Source organism: Xylanimonas protaetiae, assembly GCF_004135385.1.
In the GTDB taxonomy this organism is placed as follows: Bacteria; Actinomycetota; Actinomycetes; order Actinomycetales; family Cellulomonadaceae; genus Xylanimonas; species Xylanimonas protaetiae.
Genome location: NZ_CP035493.1, coordinates 3,574,195 through 3,593,226, shown reverse-complemented (window position 1 = coordinate 3,593,226; position 19,032 = coordinate 3,574,195). Strand labels below are relative to the sequence as shown.

Below are 19,032 nucleotides of genomic sequence, written 5' to 3'. Positions count from 1 at the left end.
CGTCGGTCGCCCGCGCACGCCGCGACGAGGAACTCCCCGGCGAGGCCACGTAGGCTTTGTGCGCCGACGCCGCCTGGCGTCCCACCCAGTTCCGCCGGAGCCACCGGCGGGCCGACCTCCCAGGAGTGATCCCGTGGCCGCTGCGCCTTCCGCCACCGCCCGCCTCGACGCCGTCGTCTCCCTCGCCAAGCGCCGAGGCTTCGTCTTCCCTGCGGGCGAGATCTACGGAGGCACCCGCTCCGCCTGGGACTACGGCCCCCTCGGCGTCGAGCTCAAGGAGAACATCAAGCGCCAGTGGTGGAAGGCCATGACGCGTCGCGACGACGTCGTCGGCCTCGACTCCTCCGTCATCCTGCCGCGCCAGGTCTGGGTGGCCTCGGGCCACGTGGGCGTGTTCACCGACCCGCTGACCGAGTGCCTCTCGTGCCACAAGCGGTTCCGCGTCGACCAGATGCAGGAGGCCGTCGCCGAGAAGAAGGGCCTCGACGACCCGGACGCCGTCGCCTTGGACACGATCGCGTGCCCCAACTGCGGCACGCGCGGCCAGTGGACCGAGCCGCGCGACTTCAACATGATGCTCAAGACGTACCTCGGCCCGGTCGAGGACGAGTCCGGCCTGCACTACCTGCGCCCGGAGACGGCCCAGGGCATCTTCGTGAACTTCCAGAACGTGGCCGCCGCCACGCGGAGCAAGCCTCCGTTCGGCATCGCCCAGATCGGCAAGTCGTTCCGCAACGAGATCACGCCGGGCAACTTCATCTTCCGCACGCGCGAGTTCGAGCAGATGGAGATGGAGTTCTTCGTCGTCCCGGGCACCGACGCCGAGTGGCACCAGTACTGGATCGACACGCGCACCGCCTGGTACACGGACCTCGGCATCGACCCGGAGAACCTGCGCCACTACGAGCACCCGCAGGAGAAGCTCTCGCACTACTCGACCCGCACGGTCGACATCGAGTACCGCTTCGGCTTCCAGGGCAGCGAGTGGGGCGAGCTCGAGGGCATCGCCAACCGCACCGACTTCGACCTCAAGACGCACACCGAGCACTCGGGCAAGGACCTCGGCTACCGCGACCCGGTGACGAACGAGAAGTACTTCCCGTACGTCATCGAGCCCGCCGCCGGCCTCACGCGCAGCCTCATGGCGTTCCTCGTCGAGGCGTACGACGAGGACGAGGCCCCCAACACCAAGGGCGGCGTCGACAAGCGCACGGTGCTGCACCTCGACCCGCGCCTCGCGCCGGTCAAGGCTGCGGTGCTGCCGCTGTCCAAGTCGGCCGACCTGCTGCCGACGGCGGAGAAGCTGGCCGCCGAGCTGCGCCAGCACTGGAACGTCGACTACGACGTCACGCAGGCCATCGGCAAGCGCTACCGCCGCCAGGACGAGATCGGCACGCCGTTCTGCGTCACCGTCGACTTCGACACGCTCGACGACCAGGCCGTGACGATCCGCCACCGCGACACCATGGCGCAGGAGCGCGTCGCGCTGGACCAGGTCGCGTCCTACCTGGGCGCCCGCCTGCTCGGCGCCTGACCGAGCCCGACGCGCACGAGGGCCGGAACCCGGTGACGGGTTCCGGCCCTCGTGCGTCGCCGGGGGTCGCCGGTCAGGGGTCGCCGGTCAGTGGGCGACGCGCTTCGGGAGGGCGAAGACCAGGGCGAACGCCAGCACCGCCAGGGCGGCCGAGACCGCCATCGCGCTCGCGGCCGCGTGCGCGAACGTGTCCGCCACGATCGCCGGGGTCGGCCGGCCGGCAGGGAAGTCCAGCGAGCCGAACAGCACCGAGCCGATGACCGCGATGCCCGCCGCGCTGCCGATGCGCTGCGACGTCCCGACGACGCCGGACGCCGCGCCCGCCTCCGCGCGGTCCACGGTCGCGACGATGAACTGGGCGTTCGGTGCGATGAACATGCCCGAGCCGACGCCGGCGACCAGCAGCGGCGGCAGCAGGATCCAGTGGTTGAGGTCCGCCGCGTCGACGGTCGTCAGGATGAGCCACACGGAGACCAGCCCCAGCGCGACCAGCCCGGTGCCGACGACGAGGACCGACCGGCCCAGGCGCACGGCGAGCCGGTCGCTCTGCGAGGCGCCGAGGATCGAGCCGATCGCGAACGGGATCGACACGAGCCCGGACTCGAGCGCGGTGTGGCCCAGGCCGGCCTGCCACAGGATCGAGATGGTGAAGAAGATGCTGGTGAACGCCGCGAAGTAGACCATGGCGAGGATCACGCCACCAGTGAAGTGCCCGTGACGGAACAGCCCCGGCGGCACGAGCGGCGTCGCGCCGCGCCGCGCCACGGCCGACTCCCACACGAAGAACAGCACCAGGAGCACGACGCCGCCGCCCAGCGAGAGCCACGTCCACAGCGGCCACCCGGCGTCCTGCCCCTGGATGAGCGGCACGAGCAGCGCGACGAGGCCGCCGGCCAGCAGCACCAGCCCGAGCAGGTCGACCCCGCGCGCCTGCGAGCCCGCGACGATGCGCGGCAGCAGCAGGATCGCGGCCGTCACGGCGACGACGCCGAACGGCAGGTTGACGAAGAAGATGGAGCGCCAGCCGTCCCCGGTGCCGAACGCCTCGATGAGCAGGCCGCCGACGATCGGGCCGAGCGCCGTCGAGAAGCCGATGGTCGCGCCCATGACGGCGAACGCCCGCCCGCGCAGCGGCCCCGGGAACATGAGCTGGATGAGTGCCGTGACCGCGGGGAAGAACATGCCGCCGAACAGGCCCTGGACCACGCGGGCGACGATGAGCGACGTCGGGCCCGTGGCCAGGCCGCACCACAGGCTGGCGAGGGTGAACCCGGCCAGGCCGACGACGAACACCCACGTGTGCCCGAACCGGTCGCCGATGCGTCCGGCGGGGATGAGGGCGAGGCCGAAGGCGAGCGCGTAGCCGGAGATGATCCACGACAGCGTCGACTCGGAGGCGTCGAGGCTGGTGCGGATGGTGGGCAGGGCGACGTTGACGATGGTCGTGTCGAGCAGCGCCATCGCGACGCCGAGCAGCAGCACCGACAGGGAGAGCCAGGTGCGGCGCGGCACGCTGAAGGCGGGTGCCGCGGTCGTGTCAGTCATGGAAGTCCTTCCGGGAGAGCTCGTCGGCGACGATCTCGGGGACGGCGGCGAGCAGCCGCTCGTGGAACGCGACCTCGGCGCCGAGCCGCTCGGTCGTGTGGGTCAGGGTGAGGCGTTCGGCGACGGTGAGGTGCTGGTCGATGGCGACCAGGTGCTCCTCGTGCTCCGCGACCTGGGCGCGCAGCTCGGCCAGCCGGCCGGCCAGGACCGTCGCGAGCTCCTCGAGCCGGTCGGGCTGGGGGCGGGCGAGCGCGTAGTCGGCGGGGTCGGGCCGCAGCCCGACGACGGCGAGCGTCGCCGCGTGCAGCTCGGCGAGGGCGGCGCGACCGGCGTCGGTGACACCGAGCACGCGCCGCGGGGGGTAGTTGCCCTCGCGCTCCGTGCGGACGGCCGCGACGAGGCCCTCGGCCTCGAGGCGCTTGAGCGTGCCGTACAGGGAGCCGACGGTGATGTCGGTCCACTCGTCGACGTGCTCCTGCTCCGCCAGTGCGCGCATCTGATGCCCGTGCATGGGGCCGTGGCGGACGAGCGAGTCGAGCACGAAGAGGCGGACGGTTGACACACGACTACTCTCGCACGAGTAGTTGCCCCGGGACAACGGTTCCCGGCATGACGGATGTCATGCCCGCTCCGTGACACGCGGCGGTGCCGCGCGGACCGCGGCCCCGGCAGGCTTCGAGCCATGAACACCACATCCGCCCCCGCCCTCATGCTGAGCGGGCTGGTCAAGGAGTTCGGCAGCCCGTCCGGCCCGGTCCGGGCCGTCGACGGCCTCGACCTGCGCATCGAGCCGGGCGAGGTCGTCGCCTTCCTCGGCCCGAACGGCGCCGGCAAGACCACCACCATCGACATGGTGCTCGGCCTGGCCGTGCCCACCTCCGGGACCGTGCAGGTGCTCGGTGGCACGCCGCAGGACGCCGTCGCGGCCGGCCGGGTCGCGGCCGTCATGCAGACCGGCGGCCTGCTGCGCGACCTCACCGTGGCCGAGACGGTCGAGCTCACCGGCGCGCTCTACGGGCGCGATGTCGACGCCCGCGTCTACCTGGAGCGCGCCGGCATCGCCGAGCTCGCCGACCGCGCCGTCGCCAAGTGCTCCGGCGGGCAGCAGCAGCGCCTGCGCTTCGCCATGGCGCTCGTGCCCGACCCCGACCTGCTCCTCCTCGACGAGCCCACCACGGGCATGGACGTCGAGGGCCGCCGTGAGTTCTGGGCCGCCATCCGCGCCGATGCCGCCCGCGGCCGCACGGTGGTCTTCGCCACCCACTACCTCGACGAGGCCGACGCGTACGCCGACCGCGTCGTCATGGTCAGCCACGGCCGCGTCGTCGCCGACGGCACGGCCGCCGAGGTCAAGGCGCTCGCCTCGGGTCGTGTGGTCTCCGCCGAGATCGACGACGACGCCGCCCGCGCCGCTGCCATCGCACAGCTCGCCGCGCTCGCCGGCGTCGAGGCGGTCGAGGAGCGCGGCGCGCGGCTCCTGGTCCGCGCCGAGGACTCCGACGCGGTCGCGCGCCACCTGCTCAACCACACCACCGCGCATGACGTCGAGATCGCCGCCCACAACCTCGAGGACGCGTTCGTCGCCCTCACCACCGAAGGGAGCGCGCGATGAGCGCCACGGTGAGCACGGCCACCGCCACCTCCACGACCGCCGGGACGGCGCGGCCTGCCCGCCCGCCCCGGCCGAGCGGGCTCGCCGCGCTGGTCAACACCCGCTACCTGCGCATCGAGCTGCGCCGCCTCGCCCGCAACCGGCGCGCGATGATCTTCTCCCTGCTGATGCCCCCCGTGTTCTTCCTCATCTTCGGCACGAGCGCCGGCTACCGGACCGAGGCGGTCGGCCCGCACGCCAACGTCACGGCCTACATCGCCGTCTCGATGGCGCTCTACGGGGCCATGCTCGCGGCCGTCTCGGGCGGCGCGAGCGTCTCCGTCGAGCGTGCGCAGGGCTGGACCCGTCAGCTGCGCCTGACGCCGCTGCGCCCGGCGGCCTACATCGTCACCAAGCTGAGCGGGGCGCTGGCCCTCGGCGCGGTGTCCGTCGCCGTCACGCTCCTCGTCGGGGCGTTCTCGCACGCCCAGATGAGCGCGACCGCATGGGTCGGCTGCGCGCTGCTCGCCTGGGGCGGGTCGGTCGTGTTCGCCGCGTTCGGCCTGTTCATGGGCTACCTGCTGCCCACGGAGAACGTCATGCAAGTGCTCGGCCCCGTCACCGCGCTCCTGTCGTTCGCCGGTGGCCTGTTCGTGCCGCTCGACGACGGGTCGCTGTTCCACGCCATCGCCCAGGTCACCCCGACCTACGGCCTGGCCGAGCTGGTGCGCTGGCCGCTGGGTGGCGACTTCTCGTGGGTGGCCGTGGTCAACGTCGTGGCCTGGGCCGTCGTGTTCGGCGTCGGCGCCGCCTGGCGGTTCCGGCGCGACACCGCGCGTGTCTGAACCCGGCGGCCGGTGTGCGAGCCTGGGCACCGTGACCACCCCCGAGACGCCCCACGCCGAGGCCGACGGCCGCGCCTTCCGGTGGCGCACGTCGTCGCTGGTGCGCGACCAGAGGGCCGCGCCGTTCGGCCGGGCGCCCGGGTGGCGACGGTTCGGCCCCCTGCTGGGGCTCGTCTGGGTCGTGTTCCTGAGCGAGCCGCTCACCACCTCGCTCGCCGCCGACTCGCCTGCGCTGCGCGTCCTCGGCGTCGTGGGCGTGGTCGGCGTCGGTCTCGTCTTCGGGTTCTCGATCTACGCCCTGCGCTTCCAGGGGGCGCCGCCCCGCGTCGTCGTCGCGGTCCTCGCGACCCAGGTGGCGTTCGTCGTGCTCACCACGGTCGCGGCTCGCCAGCACGGTCTCGTCGGGCTCGTCTTCGTCGGCGTCACGTCGGTGTTCCTCGTGCGCAGCCGCGCAGCGCTCGCCGTCGTCGCCGCGATCGTCGTCCTGCTCGTCGTCGTCCCGCGGGTGGTACCCGCGTGGGAGCCCGAGGACTCGACGGCGCTGTCGGCCGTGCTGTCCGGGCTCGCGGTCTTCGGGTTCACCCAGCTCGTCGCCCGCAACCGCCAGCTCTTCGTCGCCCAGGAGGAGGTCGCCACGCTGGCCGCCACGCAGGAGCGGGAGCGCCTCGCCCGCGACGTGCACGACGTCGTCGGCCACTCGCTCACCGTCGTCAGCGTCAAGGCCGAGCTCGCCGCACGCCTCCTGCGGGACGACCCCGACCGGGCCGCGGCCGAGCTCGCCGACATCCAGCGGCTGACGCGCTCGGCGCTCGCGGACGTGCGCGGCATGGTCACCGGCGCCCGGGCCGTGACGCTCCCCGGCGAGCTGGCCGCGGCCCGCGCCGCGTTCGATGCCGCGGGTATCGACGCGAGGCTGCCCGGCGCCGTCGACGCCGTCCGGCCCGCCCGGCAGGTGCTGTTCGCCTGGACGCTGCGCGAGGCGACCACCAACGTGCTGCGGCACTCGCTCGCGCGTCACGTCGTCGTCACGCTCGACGACGGGGCGCTCGTCGTCGACGACGACGGGCGCGGGCCGGACGCGGGCGCCGTCGTCGACGGCAACGGCCTCCGCGGCCTCGCGGAACGGGCCCGGGCGGCGGGGGCGAGGCTCGTCACGGGGCGCGGGCCGCTCGGCGGCTTCCGCATCGCGGTCGAGTTCGGGCCGGGTGCCGACGACGACAGGATCGCCCCGTGATCCGCCTGCTCCTGGCCGACGACCAGGCCCTGGTGCGTGGCGCGCTCGCCGCCCTGCTCGACCTCGAGGCCGACCTCACGGTCGTGGCGCAGGTAGGCCGCGGCGACGAGGTCGTCGCGGCCGCACGCGAGTCCGACGCGGACGTCGCCCTGCTCGACGTCGAGATGCCCGGGCTCGACGGCATCGCGGCCGCCGCGGCGCTGCACGAGGAGCTGCCGCGCTGCCGGGCGCTCATCGTCACGACGTTCGGCCGGCCCGGGTACCTGCGCCGCGCGCTCGACGCCGGGGCCAGCGGGTTCGTCGTCAAGGACACGCCCGCCGAGCAGCTCGCCGACGCCGTGCGGCGCGTCCACCAGGGCCTGCGCGTCGTCGACCCGGAGCTCGCCGTGGCGACGCTCGCCGTTGGGGACAGCCCGCTGACGGAGCGCGAGCGCGAGGTGCTGGGCCTCGCGGAGCGCGGCGGCACGGTCGCGCAGATCGCGCGCGCGGCGTTCCTGTCCGAGGGCACGGTACGCAACTACCTGTCCGCAGCCATCGGCAAGACGGGGGCGCGTACCCGGGCAGAGGCCGTCCACCTCGCACGCGAGAACGGCTGGCTGTAGGGGTCGTGGCCTCCGGTGGGAGGATGGAGCCCATGACCCCCACCACCGAGGCGCCCGCACGCGTCCTTCCTCCGCTGCAGATCGGGCCCATGACCGTGGACACCCCGGTCGTGCTCGCGCCGATGGCGGGTGTCACCAACCGGGCCTTCCGCACGCTGTGCCGCGAGGCTGGGGCGTCCACGGGGCACGACCCGGGGCTCTACGTCGCCGAGATGGTCACGAGCCGCGCGCTCGTGGAGCGCAACCCCGAGGCCGTGCGCATCGTGACGTTCGGCGAGGACGAGAAGCCGCGCTCGGCGCAGGTCTACGGCGTCGACCCGGCCACCGTGGGGGAGGCCGTGCGGATCATCGCCGCCGAGGACCGCGCCGACCACGTCGACCTCAACTTCGGCTGCCCCGTGCCCAAGGTGACGCGCAAGGGCGGCGGCGGGGCCCTGCCGTGGAAGCGGCAGCTCTTCACGGACATCGTGCGCGCGGCCGTGCAGGCCGCCGAGCCCTACGGGGTGCCGGTGACGATCAAGATGCGCGAGGGTATCGACGAGGACCACCTCACGTACCTCGAGGCGGGCACGATCGCCGAGGGCCTCGGCGTCGCCGCCGTCGCGCTGCACGCGCGCACGGTCGCGCAGCACTACTCGGGCGAGGCGCGCTGGCCGTCGATCGCGCGCCTCAAGGAGGCCGTCACCACGATCCCCGTACTGGGCAACGGCGACATCTGGTCGGGCGACGACGCCCTGCGCATGGTCGCCGAGACGGGCGCCGACGGCGTCGTCGTCGGGCGCGGCTGCCAGGGACGGCCGTGGCTCTTCGCCGACCTCGCGGCCGCCTTCCACGGCGAGACCGTGCGCGTGCAGCCCACGCTGCGCGAGGTCGCCGACGTCATCTACCGCCACGGCGAGCTCATGGTCGAGTACTACGACGACGGCGACCGCGCCGACACGACGTCCGAGGGCGTCTCCGACGCCGTGTCCATGGGCGCCTCCGGCGCCGTGTCGACGGGCGTCTCCGACGCCGCCTCCACGGGCGTCTCCGACGCCGAGCACCGGGGGGTGCGCGACCTGCGCAAGCACATGGCCTGGTACCTCAAGGGCTACGCCGTCGGCGGCGAGGCCCGGCACGCGCTCGCGCTCGTCTCCTCGCTCGCCGAGCTGCGCGAGCTGCTCGACGCGCTGGGCGACGCCCCGTACCCGGGCAAGGACGCCGAGGGCCAGCGCGGCCGCGCCGGCACGCCCAAGACGCCCCACCTGCCCTACGGCTGGCTCGACTCGCGCGACCTGTCGCCCGAGTGGGAGGAGAAGCTCCGAGAGGCGGAGCTCTCCGTCTCGGGCGGCTGAGACGGGGGCTCGGCCTCCGGCGGCCGAGCCCCGGCCCGCTACGCCTCCAGCCAGACCGTGACGTCCGCCGGCAGCGTCCCGTCGCCCGGCAGGTCCGCCGAGGCGAGCAGCACCGTCGCGCCGTCGGGCAGCGCCACCGGCGTCGTGCCCAGGTTGGCGAGGACGACGGCGCCCGTCTCGCCGGCGGCCGCCGTCCGGAACGCGACGACGTCGTCCGGGAACCCGTCGAGCCACGCCAGCCCGCCCGCGCCCAGCGCGAGCGAGCGCCGCAGGGCCAGCGCCGCCCGGTACAGCTCGAGCGTCGAGCCCGCGACACCCGCCTGGGCGTCGGCGGCGTAGGCCGCCCACGACGCCGGCTGCGGCAGCCACGTCCTCCCCGTGGGGGAGAACCCGAGGCCCGGCGCGCCCGCGACCCACGGCAGCGGGACGCGGCAGCCGTCGCGGCCCGCCTCCTCGTGCAGCGTGCGGAAGTACGACGGGTCCTCGCGCACGTCGTCGGGCAGGGACGTGTGCTCGGGCAGCCCGAGCTCCTCGCCCTGGTACACGTACGCCGACCCGGGCAGCGCCAGCATGAAGAGCGTCGCCGCGCGGGCGCGGCGCAGGCCGAGCTCCTCGTCGGGCTGCGGGTCGGTGGCGAAGATGCCGTTGGGCCGTGACCCCGGCACGGCGAGGCCGAGGCGCGAGGGGTGGCGCACGACGTCGTGGTTCGAGAGCACCCAGGTGGCCGGGGCGCCGACGGCGTCGAGCGCCGCGTACGACTCGGTGATGGTGCGGCGGTACGCGGCGGCGTCCCACAGCGTGGTCAGGAACGAGAAGTTGAAAGCCTGCTGCATCTCGTCGTCGCGCACGTAGCGGGCCAGCCGGGAGAGCGGCTCGACCCACGCCTCGGCCACCAGCGCGCGCGAGCGCCGCTCGCCGCCGGCGTCGAACTCGTCGAGGACCGCACGCCAGGAGCGGTAGATCTCGTGGACGCCGTCCTGGTCGAACATCGGGCCGGAGCCGAACGCGGGGGACTGGCCGTCCTCGGGGGCGCCGGGGTCGGTGCCGCTGACCATCTCGACGGTGCCGAACCAGTCCGGCAGGCCGGCCTCCTTGACGAGGCCGTGGGCGACGTCGATGCGGAACCCGTCGACGCCGCGGCGCAGCCAGAACCGCAGCACGTCCTCGATCTCGGCGCGCACCTCCGGGTTCGTCCAGTCGAGGTCGGGCTGGGAGGAGTCGAACAGGTGCAGGTACCACTGGCCGTCGGGCACCCGGGTCCACGCCGGCCCGCCGAACACGGACCTCCAGTTGTTGGGCGGCTCGACGCCGCCGTGCCCGCGCCCGTCGCGGAACAGGTAGCGGCCACGCTCGGGCGACCCGGGCGCCGCGGCGAGCGCCGCCTGGAACCAGGCGTGCTCGCTGGACGTGTGGTTGGGCACGAGGTCGACGACGACCTTGAGCCCCAGGTCGTGGGCGCGGGCGATCATCGCGTCGGCGTCGGCGAGCGTGCCGAACAGCGGGTCGATGTCCCGGTAGTCGGCGACGTCGTACCCGGCGTCGCGCTGCGGGGAGCGGTAGAACGGCGAGAGCCAGACGGCGTCGACGCCCAGCGCGGCCAGGTGCGGCAGGCGGGCGGTGATGCCGGGCAGGTCGCCGACGCCGTCGCCGTCGCCGTCGGCGAAGGAGCGCGGGTAGACCTGGTAGATGACGGCGGTGCGCCACCACTCGCTGGTGGCGGACGGCTCGTGGACGATCGTCATGGCTCTCCTGGTGCGGGTGTCGGCGACGTGGCGGGCTTCGGCGGCGTGGCGGGGGCGGCTCCGGTGGACCCGCGGACCACCAGCTCCGGTTCGACGAGCAGCTCCGCGCGCGTGGCCCGCTCGCCGCGGATCTCGGCCAGCAGCATCTGCACGGCCGAGCGGCACAGCGTGAGGACGGGCTGCCGCACGGTCGTCAGGGGCGGCTCGGTGAACGCCATGAGGGGGAGTCGTCGTAGCCGACGACGGAGACGTCGTCGGGCACGCGCAGGCCGCGCGAGCGGGCGGCCCGGACGGCGCCGAGGGCCATGGGGTCGGAGGCGCAGACGACCGCGGTGTGCCCGGTCGCGATGAGCTCGGCGGCGGCGGCGTGCCCGCCCTCGACCGTGTAGAGGCTCGCGACGACGTGCTGCGCGGCGTCGTCGGCGTCGGTGGCGAGGCCGGCGTCGACGAGGGCCGCGACGAACCCGTCGCGCTTGCGGCGTGACGGGACGAAGCGCTCGGGGCCCAGGGCCAGCCCGACGGACCGGTGCCCGAGGGCCGCCAGGTGGCGGACAGCGAGCCGCATGGCCGTGACCTCGTCGCACGACACCTGGGGGGCGTCGACGTCGGGCGCGAACCCGCCGACGAGGACGAGCGGCACGCCGTGGTCGCGCAGCCGGCGGTACCGGCCGTTGTCGGCGGTGGTGTCGGCGTGGAGGCCCGAGACGACCAGGATCCCGTCGACGCCGTGCTCGCGGAGGGTCTCGATGTACTCGTCCTCCGTGGTCCCGCCGGGCGACTGCGTGCACAGCAGCGGCGTGTACCCCGCCTGCGCGAGGAGCGACTCGGCGGCCTGCGCGATCGCCGGGAACACCGGGTTCGTCAGCTCGGGGACCACGAGCCCGACGAGCCCGGCCGAGCGGGGGCCCGGGGACGGGCGGGCGTACCCGAGCACGTCCAGGGCGGCGAGGACGGACTGGCGGGTCTCGGCCGACACCACGGTCTTGCCGTTGAGCACACGCGAGACGGTGGCCGTCGAGACGCCCGCGTGGGCGGCGACGTCGGCGAGCCGGACACGCCCGGGGGCGGCGGCTGACACAGGACCTCCTCGGTCGACGGGTGGGGCGAGACCTGATCGTGGCGTCTTTGTCTCTGTTGTGCAACGGTACCTGCAAGTTTGCGGTCGCATCTTGCAGCGACTCGCGAGGCGGTGCAGTATCTCCCTCCAGGTCGACGTCGACCGCGAAAGCTCATCTCGAGGAGGAGACGAACTGTGAAGATCACCAAAGGCGCAGCAGTCGCCGGGGTCGCCGTCCTGAGCCTCATGCTCACGGCGTGCGGCGGCGGGTCGGACACGCCGCCGAGCGCAGGTGACAACACGGCCGGCGGCGACGACGCCGCGCCGGTCACCCTCAAGGTCTGGGAGTCCCTCCAGGGTCCGGACGAGTTCATCAAGCAGGCGGGCGAGGCCTTCACCAAGGAGCACCCGAACGTCACCGTCGAGTTCGTCAACGTCGAGGTCGGCGACGCTGCCGGCCAGATCGCGCTCGACGGCCCCGCCGGCACCGGCCCGGACGTCTTCGTCGCCCCGCACGACAAGATCGGCGAGCTCGTCTCCGGCGGCCACATCCTGCCCGTCGCGAACCCCGACGCCGTCAAGGCCAACGTGCTGCCCGCCGCCGCCACCGGCGCCACCTACGACGGCACGCTCTACGGCTACCCCGTCGCCATGGAGACCTACGCCCTCTACTACAACAAGGACCTCATCCCCGAGGCCCCCACGACGTGGGACGAGGTCGCCTCGTTCGCGGAGACCTTCAACGCGGCCAACCCGGGCAAGTACGGCTTCGTCATGGACGTCGGCAACGGCTACTACACGATCCTGTTCACCACCTCGGGCGACAACCGCCTGTTCGGCCCCGACGGCGACGACACCGCGAACACGAACATCAACTCGGCCGCCTCGGCCGAGGGCATGGCCCAGTTCGCCGCCCTGCGCCCCGCGCTGAACGTCGCCGCCGCCGACCTCGACACGGCCACGGTCGACGCGCTGTTCGCCGCCGGCAACGCCGCGATGCACGTCTCGGGCCCGTGGAACGTCTCGGCGTTCACCGACGCCGGCATCAACTTCGGCGTCGCGCCGCTGCCGTCGCTCACCGCGGGCGGCGACCCCGCCGCGTCGTTCGCCGGCGTGCGCACGGCGTTCGTCTCGGCCTACACGGAGCACGAGGAGGAGGCCGCGGCCTTCGCCGAGTTCCTCACGACCCCCGAGATGCAGCAGCTCCGCGCCGACATCACCGGTGCGCTCGCGTCGTCGTCGTCCGACATCACCTACAAGAACGACCTGGTCAACGGCTTCGCCGACCAGATGAAGTTCGCGTTCCCGATGCCGTCCATCCCCCAGATGTCGAAGTTCTGGGACGCCATGAACGCGGCGTCCGCGAACATCTGGAACGGTGCCGACATCCAGACCGAGCTGGACGCCGCCAACGCGGCCATGCTCGCCCAGTGACCCGATCCGAGGGGCCCCCGCCGACACCGGAGGGGGCCCCTCGGGCCTGAGACGAAAAGGGGAGCGACACCGATGTCGGCGACTCTGACGCAACGCGACCTCCCGCTGGGCGACACCGACGTGACGGGCACCGGCCGATGCCGGACCGTCCTCGTCCTCGCCTGCGCATTCATGGGCCTGGCCCACCTCACCGTCCTGCGGCAGTGGGTCAAGGGGGCGACGTTCGCCCTCGTCGAGATCCTGCTGCTCACGTGGCTGCCCCTGATCGTCAAGAACCTGCGCGGGCTCGTCACGCTCGGCGAGCAGCAGCTCGACGTCCCCGTCCGGTTCCGCCAGAACTCGCTGTTCATGCTGGTCGACGGCGTCATGACGATCACCGTCCTGCTGCTGTTCGCCGCGATCTACTACATCTCGGTGCGCTCGGCGCTCGCGGCGGAGCGGAGCTGGAGCACCCACGGCGTCCGCCCGCGCGAGGAGAGCCTGCCGCGGACCTTCCTGGGCAAGGCGTTCCCCATCGTGGGCCTGACGCCCACCGTCGTCCTGGTGGCCTTCTTCGTCGTCGTGCCCCTGGTCTTCGCGGCGCTCGTGGCCTTCACGAACTACTCCGCGCCGCAGCACATCCCGCCCGCCAACACGATCGACTGGGTGGGGCTCGAGAACTTCCGGCGGCTGTTCGGCGGGTCCTCGGCCTGGACCGGGGCGCTCGGGCGGGTCTTCGCGTGGACGCTCGTGTGGGCCGTCCTCGCCACGGTGACCTGCTACTTCGGCGGCATGCTCATGGCCGTCCTGGTCCAGGAGTCGAAGTTCAAGATCACGCCCCTGCTGCGGGCGGTGTTCATCCTCCCGTACGCGATCCCGGGCGTCGTCTCCATGCTGTTCTGGAACGGCATGCTCAACGGCGCCTTCGGCACCGTGAACCGCACGTTGCAGTCGATCGGCCTGATCGACGGCACGATCCCGTGGCTCAGCGACCCGTGGCTGGCCAAGTTCACGGTCGTGACCATCAACCTGTGGGCCGGGTTCCCCTACTTCATGCTGCTCATCATCGGCACCATGACGGCCATCCCGGCCGACATCATCGAGGCCGCGCAGATCGACGGCGCCTCGAAGTGGCAGGTGTTCCGCCGCGTCACGCTGCCGCTGGTCATGTACCAGACGGCGCCGCTCATGATCATCTCGTTCGCCCACAACCTGAACAACTTCGGGGCGATCTTCTTCCTCACGGGAGGCGGGCCGGCCGTCGCCGACACGACGACCACGGGGGCCGGCGGCACCGACATCATGGTGAGCTGGATCTACAAGCTCACCATCACGCTGCTCCAGTACGGCAACGCGTCCGTGCTCGCGATCGTGATCTTCGTGCTGCTGGCGCCCGTCGCGATCTTCAACTTCCGCCGCACGAAGTCGTACAAGGAGGGTGAGCTCTGATGGTCAGGAAGCTCAACACCGTCGTGCTCGGCGCGATCTTCACGATCGTCGCGTTCGCGGTGCTGTGGCCCGTGGTCCACATGGTCTCCGCGGCGCTCGCCCCCGGGCAGTCGATCGCGAACCTCCCGGTGGTCCCGTTCGCCAACGGGGTGACCACGCAGCACTTCGAGTTCGTGTTCACCCAGACGCCGTACCTGCGCTGGTTCCGCAACACGCTGGTCATCGCCGTGTGCACGTCCGTGGGCACGATGCTGTTCGCCTCGATGGGCGCCTACGTGTTCTCGCGCTACCAGTTCTCGTTCAAGCGGCACATCCTCATGACGTTCCTGATCCTGAACATCTTCCCGGCGTTCGTCGGGATGGTGGCCGTGTACGTGGTGCTGCTGCGCATCGGCGGCCTGGACACGCTGTGGGGCATGGTCCTCATCTACCTCGCGGGCAACATGCCGTTCGCGACATGGATGGTGAAGTCGTACCTCGACCAGATCCCCAAGTCGCTCGACGAGGCGGCCCGCATCGACGGGGCGTCGGGCTTCCGCATCTACGCGCAGATCATCGTGCCCGTCGCACGACCGATCCTGACCTTCCTGGCCGTCACGGCCTTCACGGCGCCGTGGATGGACTTCATCCTGCCGAAGCTCGTGCTGCGCTCGCCGGAGAACCAGACCCTCGCGCTCGGCCTGTTCTCGTTCGTGACCGACAAGAACAACTTCTTCACCAACTTCGCCGCCGGGTCGCTCGTCGTGGCCGTCCCGTTCATGATCTTTTTCGTCGCGACGCAGAAGTCGCTCATCGCGTCGCTCGCGGGAGGGGCGGTCAAGGGATGACGCCGGGTCCGTCGTACGAGGGCTGGCTGCCCGGCGTGGAGAGCCTCTGCTACGGCGGGGACTACAACGCCGAGCAGTGGCCGCGCGAGGTGTGGGCGCAGGACGTCCGGCTCATGACCGAGGCCGGCGTCAACCTGGTCAGCGTGGGCATCTTCTCGTGGGTCAGGCTCGAGCCGCGCCCGGGGGAGTACGACTTCGCCTGGCTGGACGAGCTGCTCGACGGGCTGCACGCGGGCGGGATCCGGGTGGACCTGGCGACGCCCACCGTGGTGCCGCCCGCCTGGTTCTTCCGCGACCACCCCGAGGCGCGCGTCGTCACGCGGGACGGCGTGCCGCTCGGGCCGGGCTCGCGCGGGGCGGCGGCGCCGTCGTCGCCGCAGTACCGCGCGGCGGCGGCCCGCATCACCACGGAGCTGGCGCGGCGCTACGGGGACCACCCCGCCGTCGTGCTGTGGCACGTGCACAACGAGTACGGCGCCCCGGTGGGCTGGGACTACTCCGAGCACGCCCTCGTGGCGTTCCGGCGGTGGCTCGCGGACCGCTACGGCGGCCTCGACGCGCTCAACGCCGCCTGGGGCACCACGTTCTGGGGCCAGGTCTACGGCGGCTGGGACGAGGTGGCGCTGCCGGGCCCGACGCCCACGGCGGGCAACCCGGCGCAGCTCCTCGACTTCGCGCGGTTCAGCGACGAGATGCTGCGCGAGCTGTACCGCGCGGAGCGCGACATCATCCGGCAGCACTCCGACCGCCCGGTCACGACGAACTTCATGGCCGGCACCCACCTCGGCACCGACCTGTGGCGCTGGGGGCAGGAGGTCGACGTCGTCGCGAACGACAACTACCTCATGGCCGCCGACGTCGACAACCACGTGGGCCTGGCCCTCTCCGCCGACCTGACCCGGTCGGTGGCGGGCGGCAAGCCGTGGATCCTCATGGAGCACTCGTCGTCGGGCGTGAACTGGCAGCCGCGCAACGTCGCCAAGAAGCCCGGCGAGGAGAAGCGCAACGCGTTCTCGCACGTGGGACGCGGGGCCGACGCGGTGCTGTTCTTCCAGTGGCGGGCCTCCCGGTTCGGCGCCGAGAAGTTCCACTCGGCGATGGTGCCGCACGCCGGGACGGACTCGCGCGTGTGGCGCGAGCTCGTCGAGCTGGGCGGCGACCTGGCCGGGCTGGCCGCCCTGCGCGGCACGCGCACGGTGGCCGACGTCGCGATCCTGTGGGACTACGAGTCGTTCTGGGCGCAGGACCTCGACTGGCGGCCCAGCGTCGACCTCCGGCACCGCGAGCAGGTCGAGGCGTACTACCGGCGCCTGTGGCACGACGGCGTGACGGTCGACCTCGCCCACCCCGAGCAGGACCTGTCGGCGTACCGGCTCGTGCTCGCCCCGTCGCAGTACCTGCTCACGGCCGCGGGCGCGGCGAACCTCACGGCGTACGTCGCCAGCGGCGGGACGCTGCTCGTCGGGCCGTTCTCGGGCATCGTCGACGAGCACGACGCCGTCCACCCGGGCGGGTTCATGGCGCCCCTCAAGGACGTGCTGGGCGTGTGGGTCGAGGAGCTCCTGCCGCTGCGCGAGGGCGAGACGCTCACCGTCACGCACGGCGACGCGACCCTCGAGGGCCGCGTCTGGGCCGACCACCTGCGCGTCACGACCGCGCGGACCGTGGGCACGTACGCGACCGGGCCTGCGCCGGGCCTGCCTGCGATCACGCGCAACGAGCACGGCGCGGGCACCGGCTGGTACGTCTCCACGGTGCTCGACGGCGAGGCGCTGCGCACCGTCCTCGCGGACGTCTACGCCGACGCGGGTGTCGTCCCGGCGGCACCCGGCGCACCGGAGACGATCGTGCGCCGCGGCGCCGACGCCGACTACGTCGTCGCGGTCAACCACGCCGACCACGACGTCGACCTGGAGCTGCCGGGCGGCCCCACGGTCGTGCGCGCGGGCGACGTCGCCGTGTTCGAGGTCGAGCGATGAGCCTCCTCGACCAGCCCCACCACGACGGGTCGGCCGGGTACGTCCCGGCCGGGCCGCACGCCGCGGGCGACGTGGTGCCCGTGCGGGTGCGCGTGCCGCACGCCGCCGGCGTGCGCGGCGTGTGGGTGCGCACGGTGCGCGACGGCGAGCCGCGTGTCGCCGAGGCGCGGCTCGACCGCGCCGGCGAGCACGAGGACGTCTACGTGGCCGACGTGCTGGTGCACAACGAGCCGTCGCACTACCGGTTCCTGCTCGGCACGCCGGGGGAGCCGGGCGGCTTCCGCTGGCTCCACGGCGCGGGCCTCGCCGACCACCATCTGCCCGACGCCTCCGACTTCCGCCTCACGACGGCCCCGCCGGCCCCGCGCTGGCTGGGCGCCGGCACCGTCTACCAGGTGTTCCCGGACCGGTTCGCGCGCTCGGCGGCCGCCGACGCGCGCCCCGTGCCGGACTGGGCCGTGCCGACGGCGTGGGACGTCGTCCCCGACGCGCACTCGTACCTCACGCCCCGCCAGTACTACGGCGGCGACCTCGACGGCGTGGCCGAGCACCTCGACCATCTCGAGGACCTCGGCGTCACGACGCTCTACCTGACGCCGGTCTTCCCGGGCGGCTCCAACCACCGGTACGACGCCTCGACGTTCCACGCCGTGGACCCGGTGCTGGGCGGCGACGCGGCCCTGGCCCGGCTCACCGCCGCCGCGCACGCGCGCGGCCTGCGCGTCATGGGCGACGTCACCTCCAACCACACGGGCAACGGGCACGACTGGTTCCGGCGCGCGCAGGCCGACCCAGGCTCGCCCGAGCATGGCATGTACCTGTGGTCCGAGGCCGGCTCCGACGTCAACCCGCACCACCAGCCCGGCTACGTCTCGTGGCTCGGCTTCCACACGCTGCCCAAGCTCGACTGGTCCAGCGACGAGGTGTGGCGCCGCATGGTCGACGCCGACGACTCCGTCGTCGCGCACTGGCTGCGGGACCCGTTCGCGCTGGACGGCTGGCGCGTCGACGTCGCCAACATGACGGGCCGCTACGGCCGCGCCGACCGCACGCACGCGGTGGCCCGCCGCCTGCGCGAGCGCATCACGGCCGAGCGCCCGGACGGCGCGCTCGTCGCCGAGCACTTCCACGACTACACGGGCGACCTGCCCGGCGACGGCTGGCACGCGTCGATGAACTACGCGGGCTTCTCGCGCCCCGTGTGGGGCTGGCTCGCCGACCCGGCCACCGGGTACGCGCACCTCGGGCTGCCCGTGCCGTACGGGCGGGGCTCGGGCCGCGCGATGGTGGCCGCGATGCGCGAGTTCGCCTCCCGCGTGCCGTGGCAGGTGGCGGCCGCGCAGTGGAACATCCTCGGCTCCCACGACACGCCGCGCGTGCGCACCCTCCTGGGCGACGCCGGCACGGTCGAGCTCGCCGCCGCCCTCCTGTTCGCCTACCCCGGCACGCCCATGCTCTTCGCGGGCGACGAGACGGGCGCCGTCGGCACGACGGGCGAGCACTCGCGCACCACGATGGCCTGGGATCAGGCGGCCACGGGCGGCCCGCGCTGGGAGCGTGACACCCACGCGATGGTCCGGGCGCTGTCCCGGCTGCGCCGCGACAGCGCCGCCCTGCGCGACGGCGGCCTGCGCTGGGCCGTCGTCGAGGACGACGCCGTCGCGTTCCTGCGCGAGACGCCCGACGAGCGCGTGCTCGTCGTCGTCGCCCGCGGGCCGTGGGCCGGAGCGCGCCTGCCGCGGGGGGTGCTCGGCGACCAGCCGCCCGAGCTGCTGCACGGCGGGGCGCTCGTGGGGACGCCGCCGCTCGTCGTCGGGCCCGACGGGGTGGACGTCGGCGGCGCCGGGCCGGCCGTGGGGATCTGGCGGCTCGCCTAACAT

14 protein-coding genes and 1 pseudogene are annotated in these 19,032 nt (G+C 73.2%); 11 read left to right on the top strand and 4 right to left on the bottom strand.

Annotated features, from left to right (window positions below):
- Positions 1-133: 133 nt before the first annotated feature.
- Positions 134-1,534 carry a glycine--tRNA ligase gene (locus ET471_RS16695; RefSeq protein WP_129190172.1) on the top strand — a complete coding sequence of 467 codons (1,401 nt, stop codon included), beginning with the start codon at positions 134-136 and terminating at the stop codon, positions 1,532-1,534.
- A gap of 87 nt (positions 1,535-1,621) precedes the next feature.
- Here the strand turns inward: ET471_RS16695 and ET471_RS16690 are convergent, their stop codons facing one another.
- Together ET471_RS16690 and ET471_RS16685 are read right to left on the bottom strand one after the other, a co-directional pair.
- Complete coding sequence (locus ET471_RS16690) at positions 1,622-3,079, bottom strand: MFS transporter (RefSeq protein ID WP_129190170.1); 1,458 nt, start codon at positions 3,077-3,079, stop codon at positions 1,622-1,624.
- Positions 3,072-3,641, bottom strand: coding sequence for a PadR family transcriptional regulator (locus ET471_RS16685; RefSeq protein WP_129190168.1), 570 nt, complete (start codon positions 3,639-3,641; stop codon positions 3,072-3,074). Before ET471_RS16685 ends, ET471_RS16690 begins: the two co-directional genes overlap by 8 nt.
- A gap of 120 nt (positions 3,642-3,761) precedes the next feature.
- On the opposite strand from ET471_RS16685, the gene ET471_RS16680 reads away from it, so the two are divergent.
- From ET471_RS16680 to dusB, 5 genes are read left to right on the top strand one after another with little or no spacing between them, the layout of a single operon-like run.
- Complete coding sequence (locus ET471_RS16680; protein WP_129190166.1) at positions 3,762-4,691, top strand: ABC transporter ATP-binding protein; 930 nt, start codon at positions 3,762-3,764, stop codon at positions 4,689-4,691.
- On the top strand, positions 4,688-5,515 hold the full coding sequence (locus ET471_RS16675; RefSeq protein WP_129190164.1) for an ABC transporter permease: 828 nt from the start codon (positions 4,688-4,690) through the stop codon (positions 5,513-5,515). The genes ET471_RS16680 and ET471_RS16675 overlap by 4 nt, the downstream gene beginning before the upstream one ends.
- A gap of 31 nt (positions 5,516-5,546) precedes the next feature.
- Positions 5,547-6,749, top strand: coding sequence for a sensor histidine kinase (locus ET471_RS16670; RefSeq protein ID WP_165350526.1), 1,203 nt, complete (start codon positions 5,547-5,549; stop codon positions 6,747-6,749).
- Positions 6,746-7,351 (top strand): response regulator transcription factor, encoded by a 606-nt coding sequence (locus tag ET471_RS16660; RefSeq protein ID WP_129190162.1) that lies wholly within the window; start codon positions 6,746-6,748, stop codon positions 7,349-7,351. The genes ET471_RS16670 and ET471_RS16660 overlap by 4 nt, the downstream gene beginning before the upstream one ends.
- Before the next feature lie 32 nt (positions 7,352-7,383).
- Positions 7,384-8,685 carry a tRNA dihydrouridine synthase DusB gene (gene dusB, locus ET471_RS16655; RefSeq protein WP_242496342.1) on the top strand — a complete coding sequence of 434 codons (1,302 nt, stop codon included), beginning with the start codon at positions 7,384-7,386 and terminating at the stop codon, positions 8,683-8,685.
- A 38-nt stretch (positions 8,686-8,723) separates the two neighbouring features.
- Here dusB and ET471_RS16645 read toward each other — a convergent pair whose 3' ends face one another.
- Together ET471_RS16645 and ET471_RS16640 are read right to left on the bottom strand one after the other, a co-directional pair.
- Positions 8,724-10,427 carry a glycoside hydrolase family 13 protein gene (locus ET471_RS16645; protein ID WP_129190160.1) on the bottom strand — a complete coding sequence of 568 codons (1,704 nt, stop codon included), beginning with the start codon at positions 10,425-10,427 and terminating at the stop codon, positions 8,724-8,726.
- Positions 10,424-11,505, bottom strand: a pseudogene (locus ET471_RS16640) (LacI family DNA-binding transcriptional regulator). The gene ET471_RS16645 and the pseudogene ET471_RS16640 overlap by 4 nt, the downstream one beginning before the upstream one ends.
- A gap of 174 nt (positions 11,506-11,679) precedes the next feature.
- On the opposite strand from ET471_RS16640, the gene ET471_RS16635 reads away from it, so the two are divergent.
- The 5 genes from ET471_RS16635 to ET471_RS16615 all read left to right on the top strand — a co-directional run bounded on the left by ET471_RS16635 (position 11,680) and on the right by ET471_RS16615 (position 19,029).
- On the top strand, positions 11,680-12,918 hold the full coding sequence (locus tag ET471_RS16635) for a sugar ABC transporter substrate-binding protein (protein WP_242496341.1): 1,239 nt from the start codon (positions 11,680-11,682) through the stop codon (positions 12,916-12,918).
- Positions 12,919-12,990: 72 nt separating this feature from the next.
- Positions 12,991-14,346, top strand: a complete 1,356-nt coding sequence (locus ET471_RS16630; protein WP_129190158.1) for a carbohydrate ABC transporter permease — start codon at positions 12,991-12,993, stop codon at positions 14,344-14,346.
- Positions 14,346-15,173 carry a sugar ABC transporter permease gene (locus ET471_RS16625; RefSeq protein WP_129190156.1) on the top strand — a complete coding sequence of 276 codons (828 nt, stop codon included), beginning with the start codon at positions 14,346-14,348 and terminating at the stop codon, positions 15,171-15,173. Before ET471_RS16630 ends, ET471_RS16625 begins: the two co-directional genes overlap by 1 nt.
- Positions 15,170-17,152, top strand: coding sequence for a beta-galactosidase (locus ET471_RS16620; RefSeq protein ID WP_129190155.1), 1,983 nt, complete (start codon positions 15,170-15,172; stop codon positions 17,150-17,152). Before ET471_RS16625 ends, ET471_RS16620 begins: the two co-directional genes overlap by 4 nt.
- Positions 17,149-19,029 (top strand): glycoside hydrolase family 13 protein, encoded by a 1,881-nt coding sequence (locus ET471_RS16615; RefSeq protein WP_129190154.1) that lies wholly within the window; start codon positions 17,149-17,151, stop codon positions 19,027-19,029. The genes ET471_RS16620 and ET471_RS16615 overlap by 4 nt, the downstream gene beginning before the upstream one ends.
- The last annotated feature ends 3 nt before the right edge of the window (positions 19,030-19,032 follow it).